The organism is Nocardia speluncae NBRC 108251, from assembly GCF_001613245.1.
GTDB classification, from domain to species: domain Bacteria; phylum Actinomycetota; class Actinomycetes; order Mycobacteriales; family Mycobacteriaceae; genus Nocardia; species Nocardia speluncae.
This window is the reverse complement of sequence record NZ_BDBZ01000046.1, coordinates 90,372-115,857: the sequence shown is the minus strand read 5'-3', so window position 1 is coordinate 115,857 and position 25,486 is coordinate 90,372. Positions and strand designations below refer to the sequence as shown.

Here is a 25,486-nt window from a genome sequence, read left to right as displayed (position 1 = left end):
ACGGGTATGGGACCTGACCACGAGGCAATGCATCGACCGCATTCCCCTGCCTGCACCATGCCGTGCGCTCGCGGTAGGAGCCGGGGATCGATTGGTCGTCAGATTCGGTACGGATGTCGCTTTCCTGACAAGGGTTCCGCCCCGATCCCGGGAACGCCGCACACCCGGACCCGCCGACACCACCACCCCGGAGGACTCGTGACACACACCATCGTGGGAGTCCACGGCATCGGCAACTTCCGCAGCGGCACACAGCCTCCCAAGGCCGCCCGCATCCTGGGAGAAGAATGGCGCACCCGCCTCGCGGGCGCACTCGATGGCGCCGGGGCCGACGGTCCGGCACCGGAGGTGTCCATGGCGTACTACGCCGACGTGCTTCGCCAGCCCGGCCGGCAAGGCGCTGGCGGCGACCTCGAGGACCTGGACCCGTCCGAGATCGAGTTCGCCTACCAATGGCTGGGGTCGTTCGACCTGCCCGTGGGTGTCGCCGCGGGGCGACCGACCGTCGGACTGCGCCAGGCCGTCGACACCATCGCCCGGATGCGCCTCCTCGGCCCACCCGCCACGAGGTGGTTCGTCGCACTCTTCTGCCGAGAAGCCCATGCCTATCTGAAAAACCCCGACAGCCCGGCCCGCGCCGCTGTCCGGGCACGAGTCACCGACGCCCTCGAAACCACCAGTGCGCGCGTGGTGATCGCCCATTCCCTCGGATCGGTCGTCGCCTACGAAGCCCTGTGGGCCCGGCCCGATCTGGAGGTCGACCTTCTGGTCACTCTCGGCTCACCGCTGGCTCTGCCCCACGCCGTTCTGCCACGTCTGTGGCCGGCACCCCTCGATGGCCGCGGTGCCCGTCCACCGGGTGTCGCCCGCTGGGTGAACCTCGCCGACCCCGGTGACATCGTCGCCATCCCCCCGGGCGGTATCGGCCGCACCTTCGAAGGCGTCGACATCGACGAACACACGATCATCGGCACCTTCGACTTCCACCTGGCCAAGAACTACCTCGCCCACCAGCGCCTCGGCGCAATCCTGCGCGACACACTCTGACACCACCCGCCGCGGTGTCGGCCAGCCTTTGCCCGTCACCGCTATCGCGCCGGCGCCGGGCTCGTAGTACACGAAGCTCGGCTCCTCGCCTGCCTCACACTCCGGTGGCAACACCGAATCACTCGGTACATCTACAGGTAGAGCCCTACATTCGATACCGTTCCCACTTCACTGCGCGGGACCGGTATCGAATGTAGGGCTAGCCACAGGCTCTGAAGCCACCCCGGATACGCATCAGCAGATTCGAGCATTCCGTCGCCATCCAGTGCGACGGTGACGAGAACTGGTACCGATTCGAACCCGACGACTTCGCCGCCCGGCGGCCCGCCACCGAGCGATTCAAGGTCGGGACGCTGCCCAGGGAATGGGAAACCGATCACGAGTGGATCGACCCGCTCAACGATCCCCGGCCCCCGATATCCGGCGCTGGACCGAACCGATCCGCCGCGCACTGCACCAGGCGTTGCCACTGCTCGACGAAGCCGAGAACACTCCCTGGCGAGGCTCAACGGGCTGAACCGGGGTACAAATCGTGGCCACAGAACGACACGTGGGTCCGGATTTGAGATATCCGGCGCTCAGCGGTGTATTTGGAGCGCTTTCGCGGCGACCCGGTCAGTAGCACCGAGTTTCGGGAAGTCGTGGTGTCCCTTGGCCCGGTTCGACACCGCCGCCCTGCCGACGCCGACGAGGTCGGCTCCGTTGGCGAGGTTGGCCAATTCGTCGTCGCGGCCCTGGAATTCGGGGCGGAGCAGACTGCCCCAGGGGTCTGATCCGGCTGGGTGGGATTCGGGCATGCGTTCTCGAACACGGTTCCTGTTCCTGGTGAGGCCCGGTGACGTTTGCCCCGGCCCGTCAGAATGGCGGACTGTCCGGCGCGAGCGAGGTGGCGCGCTCGGGCCAGATCCGCAGTAGGACATCCTCGCCGGTAGGTGTGGGGCCGCCCAGGCGAGCGACTGGTTGATCGCCGGTTGTTCGGGCGGGTCGATCAACTCGTCTTCGTTCGTATCGGCCCATGTCGAGCGGCCCACCGAAACCGTGCCGGTTTCGCGCCGTGCTGGCAGCAACGCCCTCCCGGGCTCGTCGCCACGCCGCTGAAGAAGATCGCTTTCGGCTCATTCCCGGTGATCCGCGCCGATCAACGATCCACGCGGTCAGCTCCGCTTCCGCGTCGGCGAACGCGACGAGGCCGTATTGGGCCACGATCTCGGCCTGGCTCAACCAGGCGTGCGCCGCACCAGCTCATGCTCCTCAACACAGGGCCTGCGTGGCCGAACATGATGTGTCCGTGCAAATTCAGTGTCACAGCGCTCGCGTACTGTGCGCCCGGTCGCCGACACCTCGGTATCAGCGACTCGGAGGGTAGCAACGAGCACAGGAGCGGTATGGGGTACGGGGTCGTGGCGTATGCGGTGGAAGTCGAGGTGCTGCGTGCGCCGTCCGCGTTCACTTCCGAACCGCAGCAGTTCTTCGACTGGATGTTGCCGCAGCCCCGCTCCGCAAGCGAACCCGTGGCCTATGAGACGGCGCGCTCGAAGAGCTGTTCTACTCCCGACCACATACTGGCACCGACGGATCGGTGTACGGCTACGCGCTGTCGCAACTGTGCGAGCGATTCGGCCGGGCCTCCGCAACGCCTACTGGTACCCCGTCGCCCTGACCTGGTTCGGCACGGTTCACACCGCGCTCGACGAGATCGGCGTGCAGTTCGACCCCAACGAATTCGCCAACGCGGGCTCCCCGGTGCCGCTGCCGGAGATCATCGACTTCCCGGGCATCGGCCACCTCACCCGCACCGAGCTGAAGCCGCTCGCCCAAGCACTCAACGGCGCGGACCTTTCCGTCCTCGCCGATCGACGAGTCGCGCAATCTGTGGCCGAAATGCGGCACTGGATCCAGTTCTGCGCGGAGGCCGACCGCGACCTTGTCACCTTCTACACCTGACTTTCCACCCCGCGTCGGCAGACGCACCCGGAGGGACATACCACCGCGCCGGCCATTCCCACCACCGCCGGATCCGCAGCAGGCCAGCGCCACTTCACTCGATTCCCGCCACCGCCATGACTTCCTCGGCGAACCAGCGCAGATAATCCAGGAATTCCTGCTCGGAACCTATGTTGCGTGGCGGCTGGGCGGCCGCACGGGTGATACCGGCCTTCCGGTAATCGCCGGAGTAGGCCTCGATCAACTCGTCCCGATAGCCGTTCAGTTCGGAAGCGGAAGCACCGGCGAACCCCCTGTCCAGAGTGACGCCGGCAGGCGCTTTGAGCCAATTGACATCGAAGATGTCCTCCTTGCCCGCATAGGCCGGCTGTTCACGGAGGTAGTCCAGCAGCGGTGGGATCTCTTCCAGCGTGAAGTTCGTCGGGTTCGGCTGCCAGCCTTCGTGCCGCGCGGCGCGCCGCAACGCGGGTTTGGAGTTCCCGCCCACATAGATCGGAGGTCGTGGTTTCTGCACGGGGCGCGGATCCACTGCGAGATCGGTGATCTCGAAGTACTCACCGCGATGCTCGGGCTGCTCGGCAGTCCACAGCGTGTTCAGTGCTTCCAGGATCTCGTCGGTGATCGCGCCGCGCTCCCGGAACGGCACCCCCATCGCCGCGAACTCCTGTTCCGCGTGGCCGACACCGACCGACACATTGACCCTGCCGCCGGAGAGCACATCGATCGTCGCCAGTGATTTCGCCAGCCGTAACGGGTGGTGATACGGCAGCACCAGAACGGTCGCGTCCAGCCGGATCCGGCGGGTCGCCGCGGCCGCGAACGCCATCGTCGACAACGCATCCTGCCAGTACGGGCCGAGCCTGGGTACTTCGAACAACGGCATCGCGAGGTGCTCGGAGACCGACACGGCATGGAAGCCGGCTTCGTCGAGGGTGGTGAGAATACGCCGGAAGCCGTCCGCGTCGAGCGCATGCGCCCACGGGTAGAAATCGGGAATATGACTGGTTCCGGGCAGGATGACATCGAATTTCATTGGTCGCGAGTCCTTTCGGTTCGGTGGTCGGCCCGGCAGCTGGTACAGAGGGTCTTCGCGGGGGGGCGGGCGGCCCTTGGGCCCGGCGCGGTTTCGTATGCCGATCACTCGGCCGCGAACGACTCCAGGTCGTTCGGGAAATGGCACGCTACATAGTGCTGGGGACGGACCTCGCGGATCTCCGGCTCGGTGCTCGCGCACAGTGCACTGGCCCGGGGACATCGGGTGCGGAACCGGCAACCCGACGGCGGGTCGTGCGGCGAGGGCAGATCGCCCGACAGGGTGCTGGTGTTCGGCGCGATCGCAGGGTCCGGCTCCGGGACCGCCGACAGCAGCGCGGCGGTGTACGGATGGGCGGGCCGGGCGTAGAGCGAATCGGGTGCGCCGACCTCGCAGATCTTCCCGAGATACATGACGACCACCCGATCGCTGATGTTCTTCACCACCGCGAGATCGTGGGCGATGAACAGCAGCGTCAGATCGTAGCGATCCTTCATATCCTCGAGCAGGTTCAGGATCTGGGCCTGCACCGAGACGTCCAGGGCCGATACCGGCTCATCGCAGATCACCACCTCCGGTTCGAGGACCATCGCGCGCGCGATCGAGATTCGCTGGCACTGGCCGCCGGAGAACTCGTGTGGCCTCCGGTCACCGGCCGCGCCCGGATCGAGACCCACCGATTCGAGCATGGTGTCGACCAATTCGGCGCGCTGGGTTTTGCTGTGGCCACCGGCGACTTCCAAACCCTCCGCGACAATCTGTCGCACCCTTCGTAGTGGATTCAACGACGAGATCGGGTCCTGGAAGATCATCTGGATAGGGCGTCGCGCCGAACGCAGACCGCGCGCGGACAGGGTGGTGAGATCCTCGCCGTTGAACAGCACCCGGCCCGACGTGGGGGCCGGGAGCTGCATGATGGCCTTGGCGAGAGTGGATTTCCCGCAACCGGATTCGCCGACGAGTCCGAGGGTTTCCCCGCGCCGGATATCGAGACTCACATTCGAGACAGCGTGGACCTTGCCCGAGTGGGCTGTGGGGTATTCGACCACGAGGTCCTGGACGCGCAGGACCACCTCGGCGTCGTCGTCACGCAGATGGGCAGTTCCGGTACCGGCCATTTCAGTGCACGCTCCTGGAGTCCATCGGCAGTCCGGCCGCCGAAACGCCCGCTGCCAGATTCGTGGTCTGCGCCTCGTCCCCTTCGGGGGTCCCGACGGGATGGAAACAGGCGAGGCGATGTCGGCCGCCACTGTTCGGTGCCTCGATCAGCTGCGGTGTTTCGGACAGGCATCGTGGCCGGGCGTACCGGCAGCGAGGCGCGAACGCGCAGCCGGGTGGCGGATCGATGATGGTGGGCGGTCGTCCGGGGATGGCCTCCAGCCTGGTATGGCTGGGGGCGGCCAGTCGTGGAATGGAGCGGAGCAGCGCCTGCGTGTAGGGGTGCCGGGTGGCCCGGAACAGTTCCTCGGTGGGTGCCTGCTCGACGATCCGGCCCGCGTACATCACGGCGATTTCGTCGGTGCGACCGGCCACGACGCCGAGATCGTGGGTGATCAGCACCATCGCCATCTCGTTCTCTTGCTGTAGCCGGGCCAGCAAGGTCAGGATCTGGTGTTGCACCGTCACATCGAGCGCTGTGGTGGGTTCGTCGGCGATCAGCAGCCGTGGCGAACAGGCGAGTGCCAGAGCGATCACCACACGTTGGCGCATACCACCGGAGAGGTTGTGCGGGTACTGGCGGAGCCGTTTGCGCGCGTCCGGGATCCCCACCGAGATGAGCAGTTCCTCGCCGCGCCGCGCCGCTTCGGCTCGCGACAGCGGTAGGTGCCGGCGCAGGGTTTCGGTGAGTTGCGCGCCGACGGTGAGGACGGGGGTGAGCGAGGTCATCGGGTCCTGGAACACCATGGCGATCCGGGAACCCCAGAGCGCGCGCGCCTCGGCCCTGTCGAGGTCGGCGGTATCGCGTCCGCCTATCTCGATCCGGGAGCCGGGACGAACCGTGCTGTTGCGCGGGAGAATATTCATGACCGCACGCGCGAGCACCGATTTACCCGAACCCGATTCTCCGACGACACCGAGCGTTGTTCCCGCGGCGACCGTCAGATCGACCCCGTCGACCGCGCGAACCATACCGCGCGGGGTGTCGAACCATACCCGCAGATCAGCGAGAGCGAGCGCCGGCGGCGGAACGGAATTCCCCGGCCCCGGGGCTGCCGGAACAGCGCGAGTCTCGACCTTGTCAGCAGATGTCACAGCGCCGACTCCCGTCCGATGCGGTCACGTGCCCAGTCGCCGGTCATATTGAGCGACAGCACGGTGAGGAAGAAGAACATCCCTGGCACGAGCACGAGGTAGGGGCTTTCGTACAGACTTTCCCGCTCGGCCGCGATCATGCCGCCCCAGCTCGGTGCGGGCGGCGGTACGCCGAGTCCGAGGAAGCTCAGTGACCCCTCGGCCACCACCAGCGTCGCCGCGACGACGATCGCGAAGGAGAACACCGGAAGCGCGACATTGGGCAGAATTTCCCGCACGAGGATCCGAAACGTACTGGCACCCAGCGATTTCGATGCGGTGACAAATTCCCGGCCGGCGAAGGCGATGGTGTTCGCCCGCGCGATCCGCGCAAAGGTCGGCATACCCACCAGGCCGAGCCCGACCGTCAGCGTCCCGATACTGGGCTCCATTACGGCGACCAGGGCGATGAGCAGGATCAACGGCGGAAACGCGAGCACGGTGTTGGTACCGATATCGAAGGCGATATCCACCTTGCTGCGGAAGAAACCTGCGGTCAGCCCGAGCGCGGTGCCGATCACGAGCGCGAGAAGCGTCGCGCCGATCGCGACGGCCAGTGAGATCTGGGCACCGTGGATGACCCGGCTCAACAGGTCGCGTCCGAGCGGATCGGTGCCGAGGATATGCGCGGCCTGCCGGAACGGCCGGATCGAGTACTGATCGGTGATCTTGCCCGGGTCGGGCAGCGGCAGCACCGGCGCCGCCACGGCGGCGAGCGTGATCACGATCAGCCAGACAGCTCCGCACAGAGCACCGATATTGCGGCGGGTACGGCGGCCGGGTGGCCCGTCGGCCGGCACCGAATCGGGCGGCGCTGCCGGTGGCACCGGCCGGGCGGGTGCCGATTTCTCGAGGGATGTGCTCATGACGCTCTCACTCTCGGGTCGAGTAAGGGATAGGCCATATCGACCACCGCGTTGATCAGGACGTAGCCCACCGCGACAACCAGGACGATGCCCTGCACGAGCAGGTAGTCACGGGAGTTGATCGCGGTGAGGACGAGGGATCCCAGGCCGGGAAGTGCGAACAGGGATTCGACGATCACCGTGCCGCCGATCAGCCGGCCCATCGATACGCCGAGCACAGTGAGCAGGGAGAAAGCCGACGGTCGCAATGCGTGCACGAACAGGATCCGGCGGGTCGGGATGCCACGCGCCCGGGCGGACAGGACGAAATCCTGCTGCAGCGTCGCGACCATATCGTTGCGCAGCAGGCGAATGAAGGCGACGGCCTCGATGGCGGCCAGCGTCGCGACGGGGAGTATCAATCCGCTCAGGTGCGGGCCGAGCCCCTCCGGCAGTGGCGTCCAGCCGATCACCGGCAATGCCTGCATCGACACCGCGAACACGAAGACGAGCAGGACACCGAGCAGAAAGCTGGGAATCGACAGCGTCACCGAGCACAGGACCGTGGTGATCCGGTCCGCCACACCGCCGGGGCGGTAGCCGGCCAGGACACCGACGGGAACGGCAACGGCCAGCGCGACGAGTATCGACAGCCCGGCAAGCTCCAGAGTGACCGGCAAACGGTCGAGGATGGCATCGGTGACCGGTAACTGTGACTGCATCGAGCGACCCAGATCGCCTTGCAGTGCGGAGCCCAGCCACTCGAAATACCGTTGCAGCAGGGGCCCGTCGAGACCGAACCGTTCGGCCGCCGCGGCACGCATCTCCGGGGTGGCGCCCTCGGGTAACAAGGTGGCCAGCGGGTCTCCCGGAGTCATCTCCAGCAGCAGGAAGGTCGAAATGCTGACCAGAACCAGCACGGCGACCAGTTTCGCGAGGTAGACAGCGAGCACGCGTCTTGTCATCGGCCGGCCCACCGATACTGGCGGGTGCCGCGGGCACAGGCATTCATGTTGTACCTCATTCCTGTATCCACGCCAGTTCGGGGCGCATCCAGTACTGATACGTCGGTTCGACGCCGTATACGTCCGCGCGCAGGATCAAACTCGTGACGGATGGGCGCCAATAGCGGTAGGCGGTGGTGGCCACCAACTCCCGGATCGCCGCTTTATAGGCGTCCGCGACCACAGCCGGATCGTTCGAGGCATGGGCCCGCTCCAGTGCCCGGTCCACAATCGGGTTCGAATAGTCGGCGGTATTGCCGGAGCCGTTCGTGTGGAACACCCGGTACAGGTTCTCCGGGTGCGCGCCGCCGAGCGCGTTGAGGACCAGGTCATAGCTTCCCGAAACCAATGCGCTCGCATATCCGGCGCCGTCGAGAGCCTTGATTTCGAGCTCGAGACCGTCCGCCTGCTGTAATTGCGCTTGGAGGACTTCGGCAACCCGGGTGAGCACCGGACTACCCGCGGTGGTGACGTAGGAGAGCACGATCTTCTCGCCACCGTGCCGGGCCCGGTAGCCGTCGACGAGCCGCTGTGCCCCCTCGATATCTTTCTCCGGCCATTTCGCGGCCTCGTCGAACAGTGGCTGGTCCTCGGCGACGAAGTATTCGGCACCCTGTTCCCCCGGAAAGGCCGCCGCCCGTATCTGTTCGTTGTCGATCAGTTTCCCGATCGCGGTGCGCAGATCAGGGTCGGCGAGCGGGCCCCGGCTGTTCAACCGCACCCCGTTCCCGCCGAGTTGCGCGTACTGAACGACTTCCAGGCCCGCCACTCGGGCGCGTTCGGCGTATTTATCGCTGACCACTACCATCACGTCCACTTCCCCGGCCTGTAATGCGTTGTAGCGCTGGTCGTCGGCCGGGATCGTCTTGTAGACGAACCTGTCCAGGTACGGTCGCGGGCTGTCCCAGTAGCCGTCATTGCGTTCGAGGACCATTTCGGTGCCGCGGGCCCAGGACCGGAACACGAAGGGACCGGCACCGACCGGCGCAGTGGCGAAATCCGCGCCCTTACGCTGGATGGCCGTGGGCGAACCGATGAACGCCAGCGGTTCGGTGAGCTGGTAGGGGAGCTGGTAGTTCGCCTTTTCCGATGTCACCCGCAAGGTTGTCGGGTCGAGGACCTGCCAGCCGATCATCTGCGCTGCGGCCCGGCTCGGGGAGAGCTGGCTCGGGTCCAGCGCGCGCTGCCAGTTGAAGGCCACCGCAGCAGCGTCGAACGGAGTGCCGTCGGTGAACATCACACCCGGACGCAGTTTCAGCGTCCACACCTTGCCGTCCTTGCTGGTGAACGATTCCGCCATCCCGGGCACGATCTCCCGGGTCTCCGCGTCGTAGTAGAGCAGGGCGCCGTAGATCGCCTGGCAGGGACCGACTCCGATGCCGATCGCGCAGGTCACCGGGTCGACCGACTGGGCCTCGGTGTTCCAGCCCAATGCCACGGTTCCCCCGCGGCGTGGTTCTCCGGCCGGCTTACGCTCCACGGCAGCCACGCCGGAACACGAGGTGAGCAGTAGCGCGATGGCGGCACCTGCGCTCACGGCGGCAGTCACGCGGTATCGGATTCTCAACGACCGACTCCTTTGTCATCATCGGGAAAGAGTCGCGCAGGAGGTGCGCTGGGGTTGTCGTTGCGGATTTGCCGGGTGAGCGGGTCGAGGACCACAGCCCGCGGCAAGCGCACGAATGGGCAGCGAACTGCCGGGTGCGCCGATATCTCGGAGCGTCGTTCGACAGCCATCGGTCATTAAGCCAGCGGTAGATCCCCGCCGCCAGAGGATGTTCCCATTCAGCGAGAACGGGCCGTCACTCCCCAGCTGTTCGCGGTCGGCCGTCAACTCGACGATCGTCTTGCTTCGATTGCTGCCGAACAAATATCCGGATGAACCCATCGGCGGCGGCCGGTGGGCCGCGGCCGGACCGACCGGCCGCGGCGCCCGATCCGATCGCTCAGCCGCAGACCGGCGCCAGCAGCTTCTTGATCGGGATACTGCTGTCGGACAACGCTTCCGGGCCCGGGTTGCACCCCCGGTTCAGTGCCGATCGCAGCGCCACGAAATCCGCCGGAGCGTTCAGGCATTCGGCGGCGACAAGCACGTCGTCGGCGAAGTACAGGGCGACCCGGCGTCGCGGTTTGTCCGGGTCGGTGCGTACCACCACCGATGTGTAGTCACGGATCAGACCGACGATCTGCAACTTCTGATCGCCCTGATCCGACCAGAACCAGGGTGCCGGCGAGGCCGGGGCCGCGGCGCTCCCCGCCAGTACTGCCGCCGCGACCTCCGCTTGAGTGGTGGCGTTGTCCACCGATTCGAGCCGATAGTGGTGCCCCGCGGGTGAGACCCGAGTCGTGCAGTCCCCGATGGCCAGCGTCCAGCCGTCGGAGGCCAGGCACCGATCGTCGACCACTACTCCGCCCGCACAGTGCAGGCCGAGTTGGCTGGCCAGTTCGATGCGTGCCTGGGCACCGATGCCGACCAGTACCGTCGCGGCCGGGAGCTCACGCCCGCCGTTCAACCGGACGCCGCGTATCCCGTCGCCCGCAACTGTGATCGCCGTCGGTTGGGTGTCCAGAACGACGTCGGTCTGTATCGCCCGGTGCGCCGCGAGCAGCGCCGCCGCGGTGCCCTCCCCCACCGCACGCCCCAGCAGCCGCGAGCCGGCCTCGATCACGGCCACTTCCGTGCCGAGGGCCCGAGCGGTGGCGGCAACCTCGAGGCCGATGAAACCGCCACCGATCACCACGATCGGGCCCTTACGCACCCGCTCGGCCAACGCGGAGGCATGGTCGAGGTCGCGCAGTCGCACGACATCGGGGTGATCGGAGCCGGGAATGGCCAGAGTGCGTGCCCGCGCACCGGTGGCCAGGACCAGCCGATCGAACTCCCGGGCGCGCGAGCCGCCCGCGACCCCGAACTCGACCCGGACACCCGCCGATGTGCGGGCCACTCGCTGGACCTGCACACCGGTGAGCAGTTCGATGTCCTTGTCGGCGTAGTGCGCTGGGGCGCGCAGCAGTAGCGACTCGCTCGTCGCCTCCCCTTTCAACCACGCCTTGGACAGTGGCGGACGCTGGTACGGCAGCCGTGGTTCGCCGGAGACGAGAGTGATCGCACCGGTATACCCGAAATCCCGCAGGCGATCCGCGAGATGGACGGCGGCGTGCGAAGCACCGACCACCACCACACTGCGCGGCGGTGTACCGATACCCGGCACAGTTTCCGGATCCCCCATCGGTCAGACCTGCTCGTCGGGGACGGTGACGTGCAGATCGACGCCGTCGGCCAATTCCAGCTGACACGACAGCCGGGAATTGTCCGCGCGGTCGGCGGCCGTGCACTCGAGCATATCGTCCTCGTCGTCGCTGGGATCAGGGAAAAACCCCAGCTCGGCACGGTCGACGTACACATGGCAGGTCGCACACGACATGGTGCCACCGCACTGGCCGACAATGCCGCGCACACCGTTGCGCACGGCGGTCGACATCACCGAATCGCCCACGGCGCCGTCGATCACCTTCACCTCGCCGTCGGGCTGGGTGTAGAACACTTTCGGCATCGAGAACCCCTACCAGGAGACGGGTAGATCGACGATGGGCTGGACCAGGTTGTCCGTATCGACCACAGCCTCACCCTCGAGCCGTACCCCCGGCAGCCGCTTGAACAGCTCGGCAATCCCGACCTGCATCTCCATCCGCGCCAGTGGTGCACCGAGACAGTGGTGGACGCCGTAGCTCAGGGTCAGGTGCGGATTGGTCGATCGCCGGATATCGAATACGGCGTCGTTCTCGACGATCGTCCCGTCGTGGTTGGCCGAGGCCGGATCGATCAGTACGGCTTCGCCTTTCGCGATGCGGTGACCATCCAGTTCCACGTCCTCGGTGGCCACGAACGGCACCAGCCCACTGCCACCGGCGACGACGTCGGCCACCGCCATCCGGCCGTGCCGCAGGACTTCCTCCACTGTCGTCGGTGCCATCCCGTCGGGATCCGCGAGAAATATCTCGAGTTGATCGGGGTTGCGCAGCAGCGAATGCACGCCCGTGCAGATGAAGTTCGCCGTATTGTCGAAACCCGCGACGATCAGCAGCAACGCAATCGGCATGATTTCGCCGTCGGTGAGGCTGTCGTCCTTGTCGCGGGCGTTCGCCAGATCGCTGAGCAGATCCTCGCGCGGGTTCTTCCGGCGGTCCTCGATCAAGCCCATCATGTACACGACCAGTTCGGTCATGTTCGCCACGACTTCTTCCTCGGACATATTCGCCACCGCCAGCGTCGCGGAGCTCCACTTCTGGAACTTCGGCCGGTCCTCGGGCGGGACGCCGAGCAGGTTCGCGATCATCTGCACAGGCAGCGCCACGGCGTAATCCTCCACGAGGTTGACCGGCGCGCCTTTGGCGATCATCTCGTCGATGAGGTGGTTGGCGAACTCCACCGCCGAATCACGTATCGCCTTGACCCGTTTCGGGGAAATGGAGCGCTGCACCAGCTTCCGCAGTTTCGTGTGATGTGGCGGGTCCTCGAACTGCATGGTGGTCTTCAGGAAATCGGGGAAGTCGACGAAATACGGCACCACCCGTTCGCCCGTCCGGAATGGTTCGCGGACGAACCGGCCGTCGCCCAGCATCTCCCGGGCCGTGGCGCTGCGGTGGATCGCCCAGACCTCGCCGCCGAACGGCATCGTCATCTTGGTCATCGGCCGCTCGGCGGCGATGGCGTGATAGCGGTCCATCGCTTCGTTCGTGGCCACCGGCGGGAACGGGAATTCGGTGCTCACGGCCTTGCCGGCCGTCTCGGTTGTGCTCATCGGATCACTCCAGTGTGGCTGTGGGATGTGGTTCAGGAGGCCGGCAGCTGCGCGGGCGCGACGAGTTGCGGGACGGCTTGCGGGGTGATCGCCATGATCGTGCCGAACTGCTCGGCCACGGTTTCCACGGTGAGACCGGGATCGTGGATGCCCACGGTGTTGACCAGGGCCAGCCGGTTCACAATTCCGCCCGCCACGTTGAACACCTCTCCGGTGACCTCGCAGGAGGGATGCACCAGATAGGCCACAACCGGGGCGACGTGCTCGGGCAGCAGCGCCGTCCGCATGTACTCCATGACTTCCGGTGACAGCGAGTCGGCCGAGGCTTCGGCCATCCGGGTACCGGCGCCGGGCGCGACGGCATTGACCTTGATACCTGTTTCCAGGCCCTCGACCGCCAGGTTGCGGGTCAGGCCGAAGAGCGCACCCTTGGAACCGCCGTAGTGTGCCATCCCAGGGTTGCCCAGCATCGCCGCCGAGAGGGTGTTGACTACACGCGGGGCGTCGGTCTCGAGCATATGGGGCCACGCCGCCCGGCACAGCCGCAATGCACCGAAATAGTGCACGTCGAGATGGCGCTGATACTCCTCGTCCGGCACCTCACGGAAGGGCGCGGTGCGCACGATTCCGGCGTTGTTCACGACGGCGGAAATCTTGCCGAAGGACGAGAGCGCGGTATCGACCAGTGCACGCGCGCCCGTTTCGGTAGCGATATCGGCGTGACAGGCAACGGCCTTGCCCCCGGCCGCGGTGATCTCGGCGACCACCGCCGCCGCCGGGTCGTCACCGTCCACGCCCGAACCGTCGGTGCGGGCGCCCAGGTCGCCCACCACCACAGCGGCGCCGCGCGCGGCGAGCAGCAGTGCGTTCGCCCGCCCGATCCCCCGGCCCGCGCCGGTCACGATTACCACGCGATCGCTGAAATCCAGTGTTGCCATGTGTTTTTCCTCGACTCTCGAGCTGGCCTGATCGGATCAGGGACGGGTATCGCCGCCGCGATGCGGCACATCGGCGACCCAGATACTGCCCAGGCCCTCTCGGGCCGACTTCTCGAAGTCGTAGACCTCATGCCCCACAGTCAGGTAGAGCCGGTCGCGGTCCGGTCCGCCCAGCAGGCACGCCGAGGCGACACCGTTCTCCAACGGCACCGGAATCGCGTCGGTCATTCCCTGCTCGGTGAAGCGCACGACATAGCCGCCGCCCGGCATCGCGGCCCAGACCCCGCCGTCCGCGTCCAGGCCGATGCCATCGGGCATGAACGGGCAGGTAGCGAAGTCACGCGGATTCGACAGCGCGCCGTCGGCCGCACGATCCATCACGGTGATCTTGAAGGCCATGACCTCAGCGGTGTAGATCTTGCTGCCGTCGGCGCTGATGGCAATACCGTTGGCGCAGTTGAGCGGACCGACCTTCGCCGGAGTTCCGACCGTGCCGTCCGGCTCGACCACGATCAGCGGCGACGTCTTCGGCTCCTCGTTCTCGAAGATATCGAAACCGAGTTGGGTGATGTAGGCACGGCCATCGGCGTCGACCACCATATCGTTGGCGGACGCCGAACAGTACCGGGAGATATCGGCGTACACCGACAGGTCGTCAGGGGCACCGCCACCGTGCACCAGCACCAGTTTCTCGTGCATGGACACCACGATCAGGCGGCCGTCGGGCAGCCGGCCGAACCCACCCAGCACGATCGGGACATCGGTGCCCGCGGCGCGGGCGTTCGCATCGACGACGACAGTGGCGTTGCCGTCGGCATCGAGCGTCTTGAGGGTTCCGGTGTACATATCGGAGAACCAGAAGGTGCCCTCCTGCCACCTCGGGCACTCCGGCCAGGAGTATCCACTCGAAATCCGGCGTGCCTCGATGGTCGTGGCACCGGCGGCGGTGACGGCAGCTGCGACGGTTTCGACGGGTGTGGTCATAGTGCGGGCCTTCCGGGGAACAGTGAACGTTCTCGCCGGCTCCTCGCGCAGCGAAAACCGTTGTGCGCAGCGATAATTCCGGCATGAAGTGGGTCACAAGAACTGGTATGTGAGGACGATAGGGCCCGGTAGGCGGGCCGAACGCCGGCCTCCCATTCAGCGGGAGCCGCTACCCGATCGTGCTGTGCTCACTGTCCACCGCGGTGGGCCGGACGCGGACCCGGCAAAAACGTTCGGCCGGGCGGGGAACTGTCATCCGGACCGCATCGGCCCACATCGACCGGCCGGCTCCGCGCCACCGGCATCAATCAATCACCCGGACAGTCGGTGCTTCGCACCCAGTGGCTTCCGTGGCCCCTCACCACACCGTCCGGGCAGCCCGCCGGACAGTGCTCAGTGGATATCGAGCGGGGCTGCCGCCGGGTACTCGGCGGGCGCCATGGCGTAGGTGGCGGTGAGCAGCGCGATGAAATCGCGATCGGTCATCGGGTCCGCCGGGAAATCGAATTCGATACCGCGGCGCGTCAAATCGTCGCCGAGGATATCGAAAACCTTGTCGGCGGTCAGATCGTCGGTGTGGTCGAGATAGCGGTCTGCATCGTGCCGGTCGTCGAAGACGAGCGCCGTATAGTGGAACAGGGTCCGGACGTCACCGTCGGTGTACCGGCCGATTTCCGTATCACCGTTTCGTACCACCCACTGACCGCCCGCACCGTGCAGCCGCGTATGCATTTCCAGCTCCGGCATATCGCGGCTGTCCCGCGGGCCGTTGCCTTCGCGCCGGTGGTACATCTTCGAGTTGTCCGACAGTACGGCGGTATTCCAGAACGGCGCGGCCAGCCGCTGCGGTGCGCGATCGGGACCGTCGGGCCAGTAGGTGAATCCGCCGTCGAGATCGGAATCGTAGAAGTAGGTGATCACCTGCGAGGTCTTCACCTCCCACGCATCGAACAGACCCGATTTCGCCATCACGCTGAGCAACCAGATCGGGGTGTCCACCGAACTCATCCCCCGCCAGTTACCGCTGTCGAAATGGCCCGCGTCGAAGCTGCGCGACGGGACCGCCATGTTGAACAGCATGTGATGGGCCATACCGTAACGGGCACCGTGCACACTCTTGGCGTGTTCGAGCAGCGTCCGGCTCAGATAGATATCGCGGATCTCATCGTAGAAAGCCACACCTTCCTTGGCCAGGTAGCCGCGGAACACCGGCGCGGCGAAGTCCGCGAGCTTCGCATCCGGTTTCCGGTCCGCCCCACCGGATACGGCCAGATACTCCTCGGTCGACGCGAAATGGTGCGCCAGCACCAGCGGCCAGGGACCGTGATCGGCGATCACTCCGAACAAGGCGGCGGTCTCGGCGCTCGAGTACAGGTCGGCAACGACACTGGGCGGGGCGACAGGGATGAGCGGATGCCTGCCGGACGCCGAGAGGGTGGCGGTCATGATGTTCCTTCTTCCTTTGATCCGGATGCGCCCGACTACCGGTCACAACCGTTCGAACAGTTCCAGCACATGCCCTTCCGGATCCGCGACGAAAGCGACCCGGATACCGATCTCCGTCATCGTGGTGGGCGGTTCGGTGACGGTGGCGCCGGCCTGCTCGGCCCGCCGCACGATGTCGTCGAGACCGTGCACCTCGAAACCGATCACCGCCGAACCCGGGGCCGGCGCGGGCCGGTTCTTGTAGTGCAACAGCACCAGTGACTGCTCGGTCCCGTCCGGAGAGGTCATGATGATCTCGGCGAGCGGATCGCGACGATCGTCGAACTCGTAGCGGGTCCGTTCCACTCGGCCGAAAACCTTGGAATAGAAGTCGAATTGGGCCGGGAGATCGTTCACCAGGAGTTTCGTGAAGGCAAAGCGCGGACCAGGCATATGTGTTCCTTTCATTCCGCGGTGGGTACCACCACACCGCGACGATTCGGCTACCCGGCGGAGCCACCGCCGAGGACCGCATGGCGGTCCCCCAACTCGATATCGATCACGAACGTTCGTTCCACGATCCGCCACCCCTGCGGCGACCGGCTCAGCCGGTCGCGATACACACCCACGCATTCGTAGGTGAGGTTCGCGTTGTCCCCGGCGCCGATGTGCAGGACCCGGGCTTTGCAGATCGAGGACGCGGTATCGCCGTCGATTTCGATGATGTGGTTGCCGAGCAGATGCTGGGAGGGGCCGCACCGATCCAGAAAGGACCGGATCATCGCCACGGTCGCCGCCCGGCCACGGACCGCGGGCGCCTCGGCAGCGCCGTAACGGACCACGGCATCCGGTGCGAACACCTCGTCGAGGAGGGCCCAATCGCGATCATCGAGGGCGTAGGTGTATCGGTTCACCGTATCGGCGACGGCGTCGCGGTCGGATTTCGCCGGGATGTGGTCGGTATCGGACGAAGAAGTCACGATCGGATCGTAAGGGGACGCCGCGAGAACGCGAGGCCGCCGATCCCGATGAACGGGAGGTTCGGCGGACGGCCGAGGTCGCGCGCGGCACACCCCGGCTCGACGTCCGGCACTGCCTGGGTAACGCCCGGACACCGGCCCTCCGGCCCGGCGCGATCCGGCTTCGGCGCCGTTGCGAGGCAAGCCCCGTAACGGCGCCGGTCCCACAGTCCGTCAGGCGTATGCCGCCGAGGTCTCGCTACCCTCGTCGCCGGTCGGCAGACCGTCGGCCGGTTTCGTCTCCGGCTGCGGCCTGCCGATGAACAGGCAGATGGCGGCCACGATCAGCGAGCACAGGACGAACCATCCCACCGCCACGTTGAACGACGACAATGCGGGGGCTGTGGTGCCGGGCACCGTCCACATCGAAAGCATGACCGATACGATGGCCACACCGATCGCCGAGAATGCCTGCCGGGCAGTGCTCAGAATGCCCGTCGTGACACTGGTGACGTTGTCGGGAACAGATTCGATCACGATCTTCGGGTAGCCGGTGAAGGCGAAGGCGGTAGCGACGGCCGCAACCGCGAAAACCCCCATCATCACGAACAGCGATTTATGGCCCACGAAGATCATGATGTTCGCGACGGCGAACAGCGCAGCCCCGATGAGAAAGGCCGTCCGGCCACCCCACCGGCCGGCGACCGCACCCGCCACCGGCGACGAGGCGAAACCGAAAAGCGCCGCGATACCGGCCACCAGGCCGGTGACCGTTGCCGACATTCCGAGCCCGACCGGCAACGAGGCCGGCGACTGCAGGATCATCGGGGTCACGATCTGCACAGCACCGACGGGGCCGAGTGCGAGCACCGACAACGCGATCAAGTTGAGCGTCATACGCTTGTTCGCCAGTGCCCGGAAATCGACCAGCGGCTCGCTGCGCCCCAGTTCCCAGAAAGTCCATACCGCCAGAATGGCGAGCCCGGCCACGATCAGCCCGATGACGGCGGGACTGGTCCACCCCCACGCCGGGCCCTGTGTGATGCCGTACAGCAGTGCGATCAGGCCGGGCGTCATCAGAATCGCGCCCACATAGTCGAACCGGGGCAGTTCGGACCGGGTATGCGTCCCCGGCAGCACAACCGCCGCCACGGCGGATGCCACGACAGCCAGGACCGCGGCGAGAACGAAGATCATATGCCAGTCGGCGACGTCGAGCAGGACTCCGGCGATCAGGGAGCCTCCTGAACCGGCCAGCAGAGCCGCGCCGCTGATGAACCCCACGGCGATCGACACCTTCTGGGCGGGCAGGGCTTCGCGAGCGAGGCCGTAGCAGAGCGGCAGAATCGCGCCCGAGACTCCCTGCACGCCCCGGCCGACGATGATCGCGGCCATCGAGTCACCGAAGACACTGATCACCGAACCGAGCACCGAAACCAGCATGACGGCGATGAGGACCTTTTTGCGGCCGTACATATCGCCGAGACGACCGCCGACCAGGGCCGTCGCCGCCGCCACAAGCATGTAGGCGGTCACCGCCCAGCCCGTCGTGGAGGCCGGTGCTCCGAAGATTTCGCTGAACCGCGGCAACGCGATGAAGATCGTTCCGGCTTCGAAAGCACTCACGCATTCGGCGAGGATCAGCGCCGTGATGATCAGCGCCGGGGATCTGAACCTCGGCGGGTCGTCGGGGCTTCCGGTGGTGAGCCGGGATGTGGGATCGGACATCGAACGTCCTCCTGAGACGAGATGGGGCCCGGGGTTCCGGTCGCCGTGCCGCCCCCCGCTCAGCGCTCGTGGATACGACATTCCGCGACGCAGTCGAGGGATTCGACAGCAGAACCCCGCGGTCCTACGGCACCGCGGAAACTGCGCCAGCGCCGGGCATCGACAGCAGGTAGCGGACCGATGGGCGGTTGTTCGTGACCCAGGTCACGAACGGCTGGCACAACGGACGATAAGGCGTGTCCGAAATGTCGACTGCCGTATTTCCGGTGAGCGGGACCTGACCGGCCTCCCATCTGACGGAACAGCGGCAGCCGGACAACGATGTGATGCGGTCCTATTGGGCTCCTAACCCTTGATATTCGCCGAGGAGACGCCCGTGCCCGTTCCCCCACTCGATCCCGATGTCGAAGCCCGTATCAACGCCATGGGGGCAGTACCTTCCATGCGTTCCCGAGGCATCGAACAGGTCCGTGCCGGCGTCGAGGCGATGAAGCCCCCGGCCGATATGCCGCTCATGACCGACATCGAGGATCTCACCGTCCCCGGGCCCTACGGGCACATCCCACTCCGCATATACCGGCCCACCAACGACACCGCGGCCCCGGCCGTGGTCCATCTGCACGGCGGTGGTCTGGCGATGGGCTCCAATGCCTCGTTCGAACCGCTGGCCCGGCAGATCGCGGCCGCGGCCGGTGCGACGGTGATCGGTGTCGACTATCGGCTTGCTCCGGAATGGGGAGCACCGACACAGGTCGAGGAATCGTATACGGCCACTGCATGGGTCGCGGCCAACGCGGAATCGCTGCGCATCGATCCCGGCCGCCTGGTCGTACTCGGTGACAGCGCGGGCGGCGGTCTCGCCGCCGGCGTCGCGCTGCTGGCCAGGGACCGTACCGGCCCCGCCCTGTTCGGTCAGGTTCTGCTCTACCCCGGACTGGACCGCGATATGGGCGCACCGTCGATCATCGCCATGCCCGACGCTCCGATGCTGCTCCGCGAGGACATCACCTATCTGCACGAACTCGTGGACACCAGCGCCACCGGGCCCGACGACTGCTATCGGTTTCCGGCCTACGCCGAGGACCTGACCGGTCTCCCTCAGGCGATCGTGGTGACCGCCGAGGGCGACCCGATCCGGGATTGGGGCGAGCGATACGCCCGCCGACTGCGGGACGCGCGGGTCCAGACCACCGTCACCAGGTACCCCGGCGTACTGCACGGTTTTCTCATGCGACCGCAGAATTCGGCCCGCGCGACGCTCGCGGTAGCCGAAATCGGCGGTCTGTTGCGCGCCAAGTTCGCCCACCCGCTCCCCTTCGGCTGATCGGCTCCAGCCCTCTCGACCCGGCGACCGGCCCCGCCTCGAGTGAGCACCACCTCGTCGGTGAAGGGGTCAGGATCCGGCGGCGGTCCGGCCGGCGCGGCGACCGTAAAAGCTGCCGTCGCCCAAGGACGCGCCGCTCACGTAGCCGCCCGCGCTGATTCCCGAGGTGCAGCGGCCCGCGGCGAACAGGCCGGGAATCGGGTCACCGGAGACATGCACGACCCGGGAGTCGAGATCGGTGCGCAGGCCGCCGAGGGTGAAACCGCCTGTGCGGTTGCGCAGATCGTAGGCCGCCAGCGGTGCGCCGATCGGTTTCACCCACTGGGTTTTCTTACCCAGCAGCGGGTCCGCGCCGTCCTTCGCGTGCCTGTTGTAGACCTCGACGGTGGCCTGTAGGACCCCGGCGGGGAAACCGATATCCGATTCCAGTTCTTCGACCGATTCCGCGACCCAGGTGGGTGGCACGCTGCGCATCGCCGCGCTGCTCGAGACGCTGTTGTTCGCCTCCTCCAGAGCGGATTCATCGATGATCAGGAACGCCTCGTTGGCCTGGCGGATCAGGGTCGACTGCCCGATATGGCTGGGGTAGGAATCCTCGGGAATATAGCGCTGGCCGCGCCCATTGACGAGTATTCCGCGCGCCATCAACTGCGGGTCGGCGAAGATCGCGACCTCGATGGCATCCATATGCGCCAGCTGGGCGCCCAGAGCCTGTGCCACCAGGATGCCGATACCGTCGTGTTCCTCGATGGCAGCCGCTGGCCGGTTGATCAGCAACGGGGTGTATGCCTCGACCATCTGCTGGTTGTAGGCGAAGCTACCGGTTGCCAGCACGACGCCCCGGCGTGCGCGTACATACACGGGTTTGCCGTAGCGTTTGGCCACCACTCCGGTGACTCGGCCGGAGTCGTCGACGATCAGGCGCTGTAGCCGCACATCGTATTCGGCGCGGATACCCAAGGCCGCCGCGGTGTCGGTGAGCGGTTTCATCAGCATGAACCCGCCGCCCTTCTCGCCGGTGTGTTTATCCGCCATCTGCGGGAGGTGGCCACGCGGCGCCGGAGTAGCGAGGGTGTTGTACGGTGCGGCGTTCTCCCCGCCGGAGAACATCAGGCCCTGATCGGCCGGCGGTTCCCAACCGGGTTCGCCCCAGAATTCTTCTTTGAACGGAACACCTTGCGCAACGAGCCAATCGAAATGTTCCACACTGCCCTGGCAGTAATCGCGGATCTTGACCTCGTCGGCGCCCGGACCGAGCGCGGCCATCAGGAAGCGTTCCATGTTCTCGGGCGTATCGTCGAAACCGAGCGCCTGCTGTAACGCGGTGCCGCCGCCGAGATAGATGAATCCACCCGAGAGCGCCGCCGCGCCGCCCCAGCCCCCGGTCCGTTCGAGCACGAGTACATCGGCCCCCGCGCGAGCGGCCTCGATCGCCGCGCCGGCACCCGCCACTCCGTAGCCCACCACCACCACATCGGCCTCGTAATCCCATTCGGTGACCGCGGCGAGCCGCTCGGGGTGAACACGCACATCCGACATTGATTCTCCTGTTCGTCGAGACCGGTGACCGGTTCGAGGGCCGCGGCAGATGTCGGAGCCGACAGGGATACCGGTCGTTCGGCCTGCTCATGGGGCGACCCCAGTGTCGGTGGTGGTGACCGGCCCGGTTCCGGAACTTCCCGCTCACCGAGATGTTGATGTGTCGCGTCGATCAGGCGGTCGGGAAGGCAACTGTCGCCGCTGGGGGACCTTGCCCGACGACGTCGCGGACAATGCTTCGACGATCACTGGGCGCTCCGAGTGCTCGGAACCGGTGGAACCGCAACGTGCACAGCTCATCACGTCGTCACCGGGACGGTGGCCGGATCCGGGATACGCGCGGCCGAACCCGCCGCCGGCGCGCGGGGCGGCGGCGGGTGGAGCACTTCACCTGCCCGCTGCGCCGAACTCGCGCGGCCGGGCAATGTATTCCTATTTCCGGCCGGCCACCAGATCACGGGCTGCGGCGCTGCCGTTCAAGGGCCGGGTGACCCGCCGGGTGACGCACCAACCGTTGCCGGTGCGGCGCAACTCGATCCGGTGGACTCCGGCCCGCCAGATGTAGAACTTGCCGTCCTCGTGCCGCACCAGGATCGACTCGCAGATCGCCTCGGCCTCGTCACCCTCGATGCGCTCGATATGGGGTGGGCCGAAGAAGTGGGCACTGCCGCCCCCGATGATGTCCTGGTGGGCGTCGGACAGAACCATGGATCGCACCTCGGCACGCCCGGCCATCCGCCAGCCCTCGACGTCGTAAACGCCGTCCTCGGCCCACAATTCCGCCACGGAATCGGCCTCACCCGCATCGACGAGCGGTCCGTAGGCCGTGAGTTTCCGGATGATGGCGAGCTCGTCCTCGAGACGCTCTACGCGCGCCACAAGTCCGGCAAGCGACTCTTCCCCGCTCATGCCCGGCCGCCTTTCGCGTCGCCGGCCGGCGGCCGGGCGGTGGGGACGCGCGCGTCCTGCCGGCCGGCGCCACTGTCCGGGCCGTATTCCGCACCTTCGATCATGTTCCGACCTCTCGTTCCCTCGCGTTCCGGCCACCGTGCATCGATGTCAGGCCGTCGCGCCTTTCCCGTTATCGGCGATACCGTGGCATGAAATCAGGTGCCGGACGAACGGGGGTGCAGAATTCCGCTGGCTGGGAGCCCGGCCCCTTCATTGGCCATTTTGTCACGTTCTGCCGTACTGTCATACCCTGACGCCGCGTATTGGACACGCATGGGCGCCGACGCGCAGGCCCGGTACGACAGCACGAAAGGGAGGCCCGGTGACCAAGCCAGCTCGTCCCACCCTCACCGAGCGCCGGGCGGCGGAACTGCGACGGACCATCGCTCTCACCGCACGAGATCTGTTCATCGCCGAGGGCAACACCTCCGCCACCGTGGAGCAGATCTGCGAAATCGTGGGGATCTCGCCACGCACCTTCCACCGCCATTTCCCGGTGAAGGAGGACGTTCTCTCCCCCCTGTTCCGGCAGAGCGAGGAACTCATCGTCGAAATCCTGCACACGGCCTCCACGGACGCAGATCCGGTCGAGGTGCTCGCACACGCGTTCACCACCGAGGTGCACCGCAGCCGGATACCGGAATTCGACCGCAAGTTCATGGAGCTGATGATCCACACGCCGCCGTACCGATTGCGGTGGCTGGAGTGGGGCGAAGGGCTGTGCGGGGAGATCACTCGCTTCCTCGACCAGCATTACGACCTCGGCCGGGATCCGTTCCTGCGGGAACTCCCCGCCCAACTGGTGATGCAGACGATGCGGCAGGCCTATATCCACTGGGTCGACGCCGGCGACTCCGGTGAATTCGCCGAGGTCGAGCGAATCCTGCTGCGCGGCATGCGGATGCTGCTCACCGGTATCGGTGCCGCCACACCGGATCGGTGAGTCGGCACGGCGGGAGACCGGAACCGCTCCCCGGCCGAGACAACCTCGGACGGGGAGCGGATGGCCTGCACAGCCGCGACCTATCGCCGCTGGACGGCTACCGCAGTTTGATTGTTCCACCGTCGACCATCAGAGTCTGACCGGTCATGTAGTCGGCGTCCGCGCTCGCCAGGAATACCGCGACCCGCCCGATATCCTGTTGCGGATCGCCGAAACGCCCCAGCGGGACACGCCTGAGCATGGTGTCCTCGATACCGGGGTTCGCCTCGATGTACGCACTGACCCCTTCGGTGCGGGCCAGCGGCGAGATGATGTTCACATTGATGTTGTCGGCAGCCCATTCGTTGGCCGCCACCCGGCTGACCGCCCGGATCGCTTCCTTCGCCGCGGCATAGGAAGCCTGTGTGGCATGCCCCTCGATACCTGCGCCCGAGGCGAAATTGATCACCGAACCCGCGGTCGCCCGCAGATGCGGATACGCGGCCTGCATCAGGCGCACCGTCGGATAGAACCCGGTACCGAACGACAGGTCGAACATCTCCTGGGTCGTCTCGACCAGCGGGGCCTGTCGCGACGCATGCGCATTGTTGACCAGGATATGCAGCGCGCCGAAGGTTTCGATCGCGGCCGCACAGATCTTCTCGGCGCTGCCCTCCTGCGCGATATCGATATCGACGTACTTCCCCCGGCCGTCGAGTTCCTGCTCCAGCGCTCGCCCCGCCTCGCCATCGATATCGGCGAAAACGACCGATGCTCCCTCGTCGGTGAAAGCCCGGACAATTCCGCGGCCGATCCCACCGGCTCCTCCGGTGACTATCGCGACTCTTCCGTCGAGTCTCACGTGTGTTCCTTCCGTACCGGTTTCACGATTCATCCGAACAGCTTCGGTACCAGTGTCATTCGGTCGGTGGAGGAAGCAGCTTCTTCGCCGCCGCCCGCGCCTCCAGCAGCAGCTCGGCCCGGTTCTGCCCGCTGTTCTTCTCAGCGACCGCTTCGAACTGCTTCACCACCACGATGGGGCCGTCGGCGAGATTCGCCAGACCCTGTGCCGCCACATCGCGAGGTTCGGAGACCAGGAGGCCGGGCCGGTTCATCTTCAGTCCCGCCCGGTCCATGGCCGGCGTGCGGGTGAGCCCCAGCACCAGTTCCAGCACATCGACGTCGTAATCCTTCATCTCGAGCCACAAGCCTTCGGCGAAGGTGCGGCAGAACGACTTGACCGCCGAGTACACGCTGATCTGAGCCGAGCCCAGATAGCCGCTGAGCGAACCCACCAGCAGGATCCCGCCGCGGCGCCGTTCCTTCATGGGCGCACCGAAATGCTGCACCAGTTTCAGCTGGACGGTGATGTTCAGATCGATAACAGCCTGGAAGCGATCGAGGTCACCGGTGACGAATTCGTGTCCGTAGGTGTTGGCACCTGCGTTGTAGATGAACAAACCTACGTCGAGATCGTCGGTGGCCTCACGTATTCGGACGAAAGCGTCCGCGGCGAGCAGGTCGATCGATAGCGTGCGCACCTCGGCGCCGTGCGCACGGCAAGCCTCGGCTGTTGCCTCCAGCGGTTCCGGTTTACGCGCCAGCAGTACCAGGTTCATCCCCTGCTCGGCGAGCTGGATCGCGAACTCGGCACCGACGCCTTCGGAGCCGCCCGCGATAACGGCCCACGGCCCGTACTTCTGCATATCCACGTGTTTCACTCCTCGTTCCGAGCCGATTGCCGGGCTC

Annotated in this window: 24 protein-coding genes; 4 read left to right on the top strand and 20 right to left on the bottom strand. The window is 66.3% G+C overall.

The annotated features are described in order from the left end of the window. Nucleotides 1–198 precede the first annotated feature (198 nt). Entirely contained in the window at nucleotides 199–1,047 is an 849-nt protein-coding gene (locus tag NS6_RS31960; RefSeq protein ID WP_084471622.1) for a hypothetical protein, read from the top strand. A 578-nt stretch (nucleotides 1,048–1,625) separates the two neighbouring features. Here NS6_RS31960 and NS6_RS31950 read toward each other — a convergent pair. Continuing rightward, a complete protein-coding gene (locus NS6_RS31950) occupies nucleotides 1,626–1,844 on the bottom strand; it encodes a hypothetical protein (RefSeq protein ID WP_068049834.1) in 219 nt (72 codons plus the stop codon). A gap of 808 nt (nucleotides 1,845–2,652) precedes the next feature. Here NS6_RS31950 and NS6_RS31945 point away from each other — a divergent pair. After that, nucleotides 2,653–2,991 (top strand): DUF7691 family protein, encoded by a 339-nt coding sequence (locus NS6_RS31945; RefSeq protein ID WP_068049831.1) that lies wholly within the window; start codon nucleotides 2,653–2,655, stop codon nucleotides 2,989–2,991. A 94-nt stretch (nucleotides 2,992–3,085) separates the two neighbouring features. Here NS6_RS31945 and NS6_RS31940 read toward each other — a convergent pair whose 3' ends face one another. From NS6_RS31940 to NS6_RS31870, 15 genes are all read right to left on the bottom strand, one after another. Next, nucleotides 3,086–4,024 carry a TIGR03619 family F420-dependent LLM class oxidoreductase gene (locus NS6_RS31940; protein WP_068049829.1) on the bottom strand — a complete coding sequence of 313 codons (939 nt, stop codon included), beginning with the start codon at nucleotides 4,022–4,024 and terminating at the stop codon, nucleotides 3,086–3,088. A 104-nt stretch (nucleotides 4,025–4,128) separates the two neighbouring features. Further along, a complete protein-coding gene (locus tag NS6_RS31935) occupies nucleotides 4,129–5,142 on the bottom strand; it encodes an ABC transporter ATP-binding protein (RefSeq protein ID WP_068049827.1) in 1,014 nt (337 codons plus the stop codon). A 1-nt stretch (nucleotide 5,143) separates the two neighbouring features. After that, nucleotides 5,144–6,277 carry an ABC transporter ATP-binding protein gene (locus NS6_RS31930; protein ID WP_245669593.1) on the bottom strand — a complete coding sequence of 378 codons (1,134 nt, stop codon included), beginning with the start codon at nucleotides 6,275–6,277 and terminating at the stop codon, nucleotides 5,144–5,146. Next, nucleotides 6,274–7,182, bottom strand: a complete 909-nt coding sequence (locus tag NS6_RS31925; RefSeq protein ID WP_068049824.1) for an ABC transporter permease — start codon at nucleotides 7,180–7,182, stop codon at nucleotides 6,274–6,276. Before NS6_RS31925 ends, NS6_RS31930 begins: the two co-directional genes overlap by 4 nt. Next, a complete protein-coding gene (locus tag NS6_RS31920) occupies nucleotides 7,179–8,126 on the bottom strand; it encodes an ABC transporter permease (RefSeq protein WP_068049822.1) in 948 nt (315 codons plus the stop codon). Before NS6_RS31920 ends, NS6_RS31925 begins: the two co-directional genes overlap by 4 nt. A gap of 55 nt (nucleotides 8,127–8,181) precedes the next feature. After that, nucleotides 8,182–9,732: an ABC transporter substrate-binding protein gene (locus NS6_RS31915; RefSeq protein WP_068049820.1), complete on the bottom strand. Its 1,551-nt coding sequence runs from the start codon at nucleotides 9,730–9,732 to the stop codon at nucleotides 8,182–8,184. Between the two features lie 379 nt (nucleotides 9,733–10,111). After that, on the bottom strand, nucleotides 10,112–11,395 hold the full coding sequence (locus NS6_RS31910) for an NAD(P)/FAD-dependent oxidoreductase (RefSeq protein ID WP_068049815.1): 1,284 nt from the start codon (nucleotides 11,393–11,395) through the stop codon (nucleotides 10,112–10,114). A gap of 3 nt (nucleotides 11,396–11,398) precedes the next feature. After that, nucleotides 11,399–11,719, bottom strand: a complete 321-nt coding sequence (locus NS6_RS31905) for a 2Fe-2S iron-sulfur cluster-binding protein (RefSeq protein WP_068049812.1) — start codon at nucleotides 11,717–11,719, stop codon at nucleotides 11,399–11,401. A gap of 9 nt (nucleotides 11,720–11,728) precedes the next feature. Then, nucleotides 11,729–12,967, bottom strand: a complete 1,239-nt coding sequence (locus NS6_RS31900) for a cytochrome P450 (RefSeq protein WP_068049810.1) — start codon at nucleotides 12,965–12,967, stop codon at nucleotides 11,729–11,731. A gap of 32 nt (nucleotides 12,968–12,999) precedes the next feature. After that, nucleotides 13,000–13,905: an SDR family NAD(P)-dependent oxidoreductase gene (locus tag NS6_RS31895; protein WP_068049808.1), complete on the bottom strand. Its 906-nt coding sequence runs from the start codon at nucleotides 13,903–13,905 to the stop codon at nucleotides 13,000–13,002. Between the two features lie 36 nt (nucleotides 13,906–13,941). Beyond that, the gene (locus NS6_RS31890; RefSeq protein ID WP_068049807.1) at nucleotides 13,942–14,889 is read right to left on the bottom strand and encodes an SMP-30/gluconolactonase/LRE family protein; all 948 of its coding nucleotides are present in this window, start codon (nucleotides 14,887–14,889) and stop codon (nucleotides 13,942–13,944) included. 393 nt (nucleotides 14,890–15,282) lie between these two features. Beyond that, a complete protein-coding gene (locus tag NS6_RS31885; protein WP_068049806.1) occupies nucleotides 15,283–16,335 on the bottom strand; it encodes a hypothetical protein in 1,053 nt (350 codons plus the stop codon). 42 nt (nucleotides 16,336–16,377) lie between these two features. Beyond that, on the bottom strand, nucleotides 16,378–16,767 hold the full coding sequence (locus tag NS6_RS31880; protein WP_068049883.1) for a VOC family protein: 390 nt from the start codon (nucleotides 16,765–16,767) through the stop codon (nucleotides 16,378–16,380). A gap of 50 nt (nucleotides 16,768–16,817) precedes the next feature. Further along, on the bottom strand, nucleotides 16,818–17,294 hold the full coding sequence (locus NS6_RS31875) for a nuclear transport factor 2 family protein (protein ID WP_245669592.1): 477 nt from the start codon (nucleotides 17,292–17,294) through the stop codon (nucleotides 16,818–16,820). A gap of 213 nt (nucleotides 17,295–17,507) precedes the next feature. Next, nucleotides 17,508–19,001: an MFS transporter gene (locus NS6_RS31870; RefSeq protein WP_245669591.1), complete on the bottom strand. Its 1,494-nt coding sequence runs from the start codon at nucleotides 18,999–19,001 to the stop codon at nucleotides 17,508–17,510. A 376-nt stretch (nucleotides 19,002–19,377) separates the two neighbouring features. Between NS6_RS31870 and NS6_RS31865 the strand changes: the two genes are divergently transcribed. Next, nucleotides 19,378–20,325: an alpha/beta hydrolase gene (locus NS6_RS31865; protein WP_068049877.1), complete on the top strand. Its 948-nt coding sequence runs from the start codon at nucleotides 19,378–19,380 to the stop codon at nucleotides 20,323–20,325. A gap of 69 nt (nucleotides 20,326–20,394) precedes the next feature. On the opposite strand, the gene NS6_RS31860 is transcribed toward NS6_RS31865, so the two are convergent. Then, nucleotides 20,395–21,864 (bottom strand): FAD-dependent oxidoreductase, encoded by a 1,470-nt coding sequence (locus tag NS6_RS31860; protein ID WP_068049804.1) that lies wholly within the window; start codon nucleotides 21,862–21,864, stop codon nucleotides 20,395–20,397. Between the two features lie 432 nt (nucleotides 21,865–22,296). Then, nucleotides 22,297–22,773 carry a nuclear transport factor 2 family protein gene (locus tag NS6_RS31855; RefSeq protein ID WP_068049802.1) on the bottom strand — a complete coding sequence of 159 codons (477 nt, stop codon included), beginning with the start codon at nucleotides 22,771–22,773 and terminating at the stop codon, nucleotides 22,297–22,299. 364 nt (nucleotides 22,774–23,137) lie between these two features. Here NS6_RS31855 and NS6_RS31850 point away from each other — a divergent pair, with 364 nt between their 5' ends. Beyond that, a complete protein-coding gene (locus tag NS6_RS31850; RefSeq protein WP_068049792.1) occupies nucleotides 23,138–23,758 on the top strand; it encodes a TetR/AcrR family transcriptional regulator in 621 nt (206 codons plus the stop codon). 97 nt (nucleotides 23,759–23,855) lie between these two features. Here the strand turns inward: NS6_RS31850 and NS6_RS31845 are convergent, their stop codons facing one another. Together NS6_RS31845 and NS6_RS31840 are read right to left on the bottom strand one after the other, a co-directional pair. Beyond that, the gene (locus NS6_RS31845; RefSeq protein ID WP_068049875.1) at nucleotides 23,856–24,599 is read right to left on the bottom strand and encodes an SDR family NAD(P)-dependent oxidoreductase; all 744 of its coding nucleotides are present in this window, start codon (nucleotides 24,597–24,599) and stop codon (nucleotides 23,856–23,858) included. A gap of 55 nt (nucleotides 24,600–24,654) precedes the next feature. Then, entirely contained in the window at nucleotides 24,655–25,443 is a 789-nt protein-coding gene (locus NS6_RS31840; protein WP_068049873.1) for an SDR family NAD(P)-dependent oxidoreductase, read from the bottom strand. Between the last annotated feature and the right edge of the window lie 43 nt (nucleotides 25,444–25,486).

What these genes read in the sequence shown, in the direction of transcription:
- NS6_RS31950 (WP_068049834.1), bottom strand. Translation starts at nt 1,844, where the DNA reads ATGCCCGAATCCCACCCAGCCGGATCAGACCCCTGGGGCAGTCTGCTC.
- NS6_RS31940 (WP_068049829.1), bottom strand. Translation starts at nt 4,024, where the DNA reads ATGAAATTCGATGTCATCCTGCCCGGAACCAGTCATATTCCCGATTTC.
- NS6_RS31935 (WP_068049827.1), bottom strand. Translation starts at nt 5,142, where the DNA reads ATGGCCGGTACCGGAACTGCCCATCTGCGTGACGACGACGCCGAGGTG.
- NS6_RS31925 (WP_068049824.1), bottom strand. Translation starts at nt 7,182, where the DNA reads ATGAGCACATCCCTCGAGAAATCGGCACCCGCCCGGCCGGTGCCACCG.
- NS6_RS31920 (WP_068049822.1), bottom strand. Translation starts at nt 8,126, where the DNA reads ATGACAAGACGCGTGCTCGCTGTCTACCTCGCGAAACTGGTCGCCGTG.
- NS6_RS31910 (WP_068049815.1), bottom strand. Translation starts at nt 11,395, where the DNA reads ATGGGGGATCCGGAAACTGTGCCGGGTATCGGTACACCGCCGCGCAGT.
- NS6_RS31905 (WP_068049812.1), bottom strand. Translation starts at nt 11,719, where the DNA reads ATGCCGAAAGTGTTCTACACCCAGCCCGACGGCGAGGTGAAGGTGATC.
- NS6_RS31900 (WP_068049810.1), bottom strand. Translation starts at nt 12,967, where the DNA reads ATGAGCACAACCGAGACGGCCGGCAAGGCCGTGAGCACCGAATTCCCG.
- NS6_RS31895 (WP_068049808.1), bottom strand. Translation starts at nt 13,905, where the DNA reads ATGGCAACACTGGATTTCAGCGATCGCGTGGTAATCGTGACCGGCGCG.
- NS6_RS31890 (WP_068049807.1), bottom strand. Translation starts at nt 14,889, where the DNA reads ATGACCACACCCGTCGAAACCGTCGCAGCTGCCGTCACCGCCGCCGGT.
- NS6_RS31885 (WP_068049806.1), bottom strand. Translation starts at nt 16,335, where the DNA reads ATGACCGCCACCCTCTCGGCGTCCGGCAGGCATCCGCTCATCCCTGTC.
- NS6_RS31880 (WP_068049883.1), bottom strand. Translation starts at nt 16,767, where the DNA reads ATGCCTGGTCCGCGCTTTGCCTTCACGAAACTCCTGGTGAACGATCTC.
- NS6_RS31870 (WP_245669591.1), bottom strand. Translation starts at nt 19,001, where the DNA reads ATGTCCGATCCCACATCCCGGCTCACCACCGGAAGCCCCGACGACCCG.
- NS6_RS31860 (WP_068049804.1), bottom strand. Translation starts at nt 21,864, where the DNA reads ATGTCGGATGTGCGTGTTCACCCCGAGCGGCTCGCCGCGGTCACCGAA.
- NS6_RS31855 (WP_068049802.1), bottom strand. Translation starts at nt 22,773, where the DNA reads ATGAGCGGGGAAGAGTCGCTTGCCGGACTTGTGGCGCGCGTAGAGCGT.
- NS6_RS31840 (WP_068049873.1), bottom strand. Translation starts at nt 25,443, where the DNA reads ATGCAGAAGTACGGGCCGTGGGCCGTTATCGCGGGCGGCTCCGAAGGC.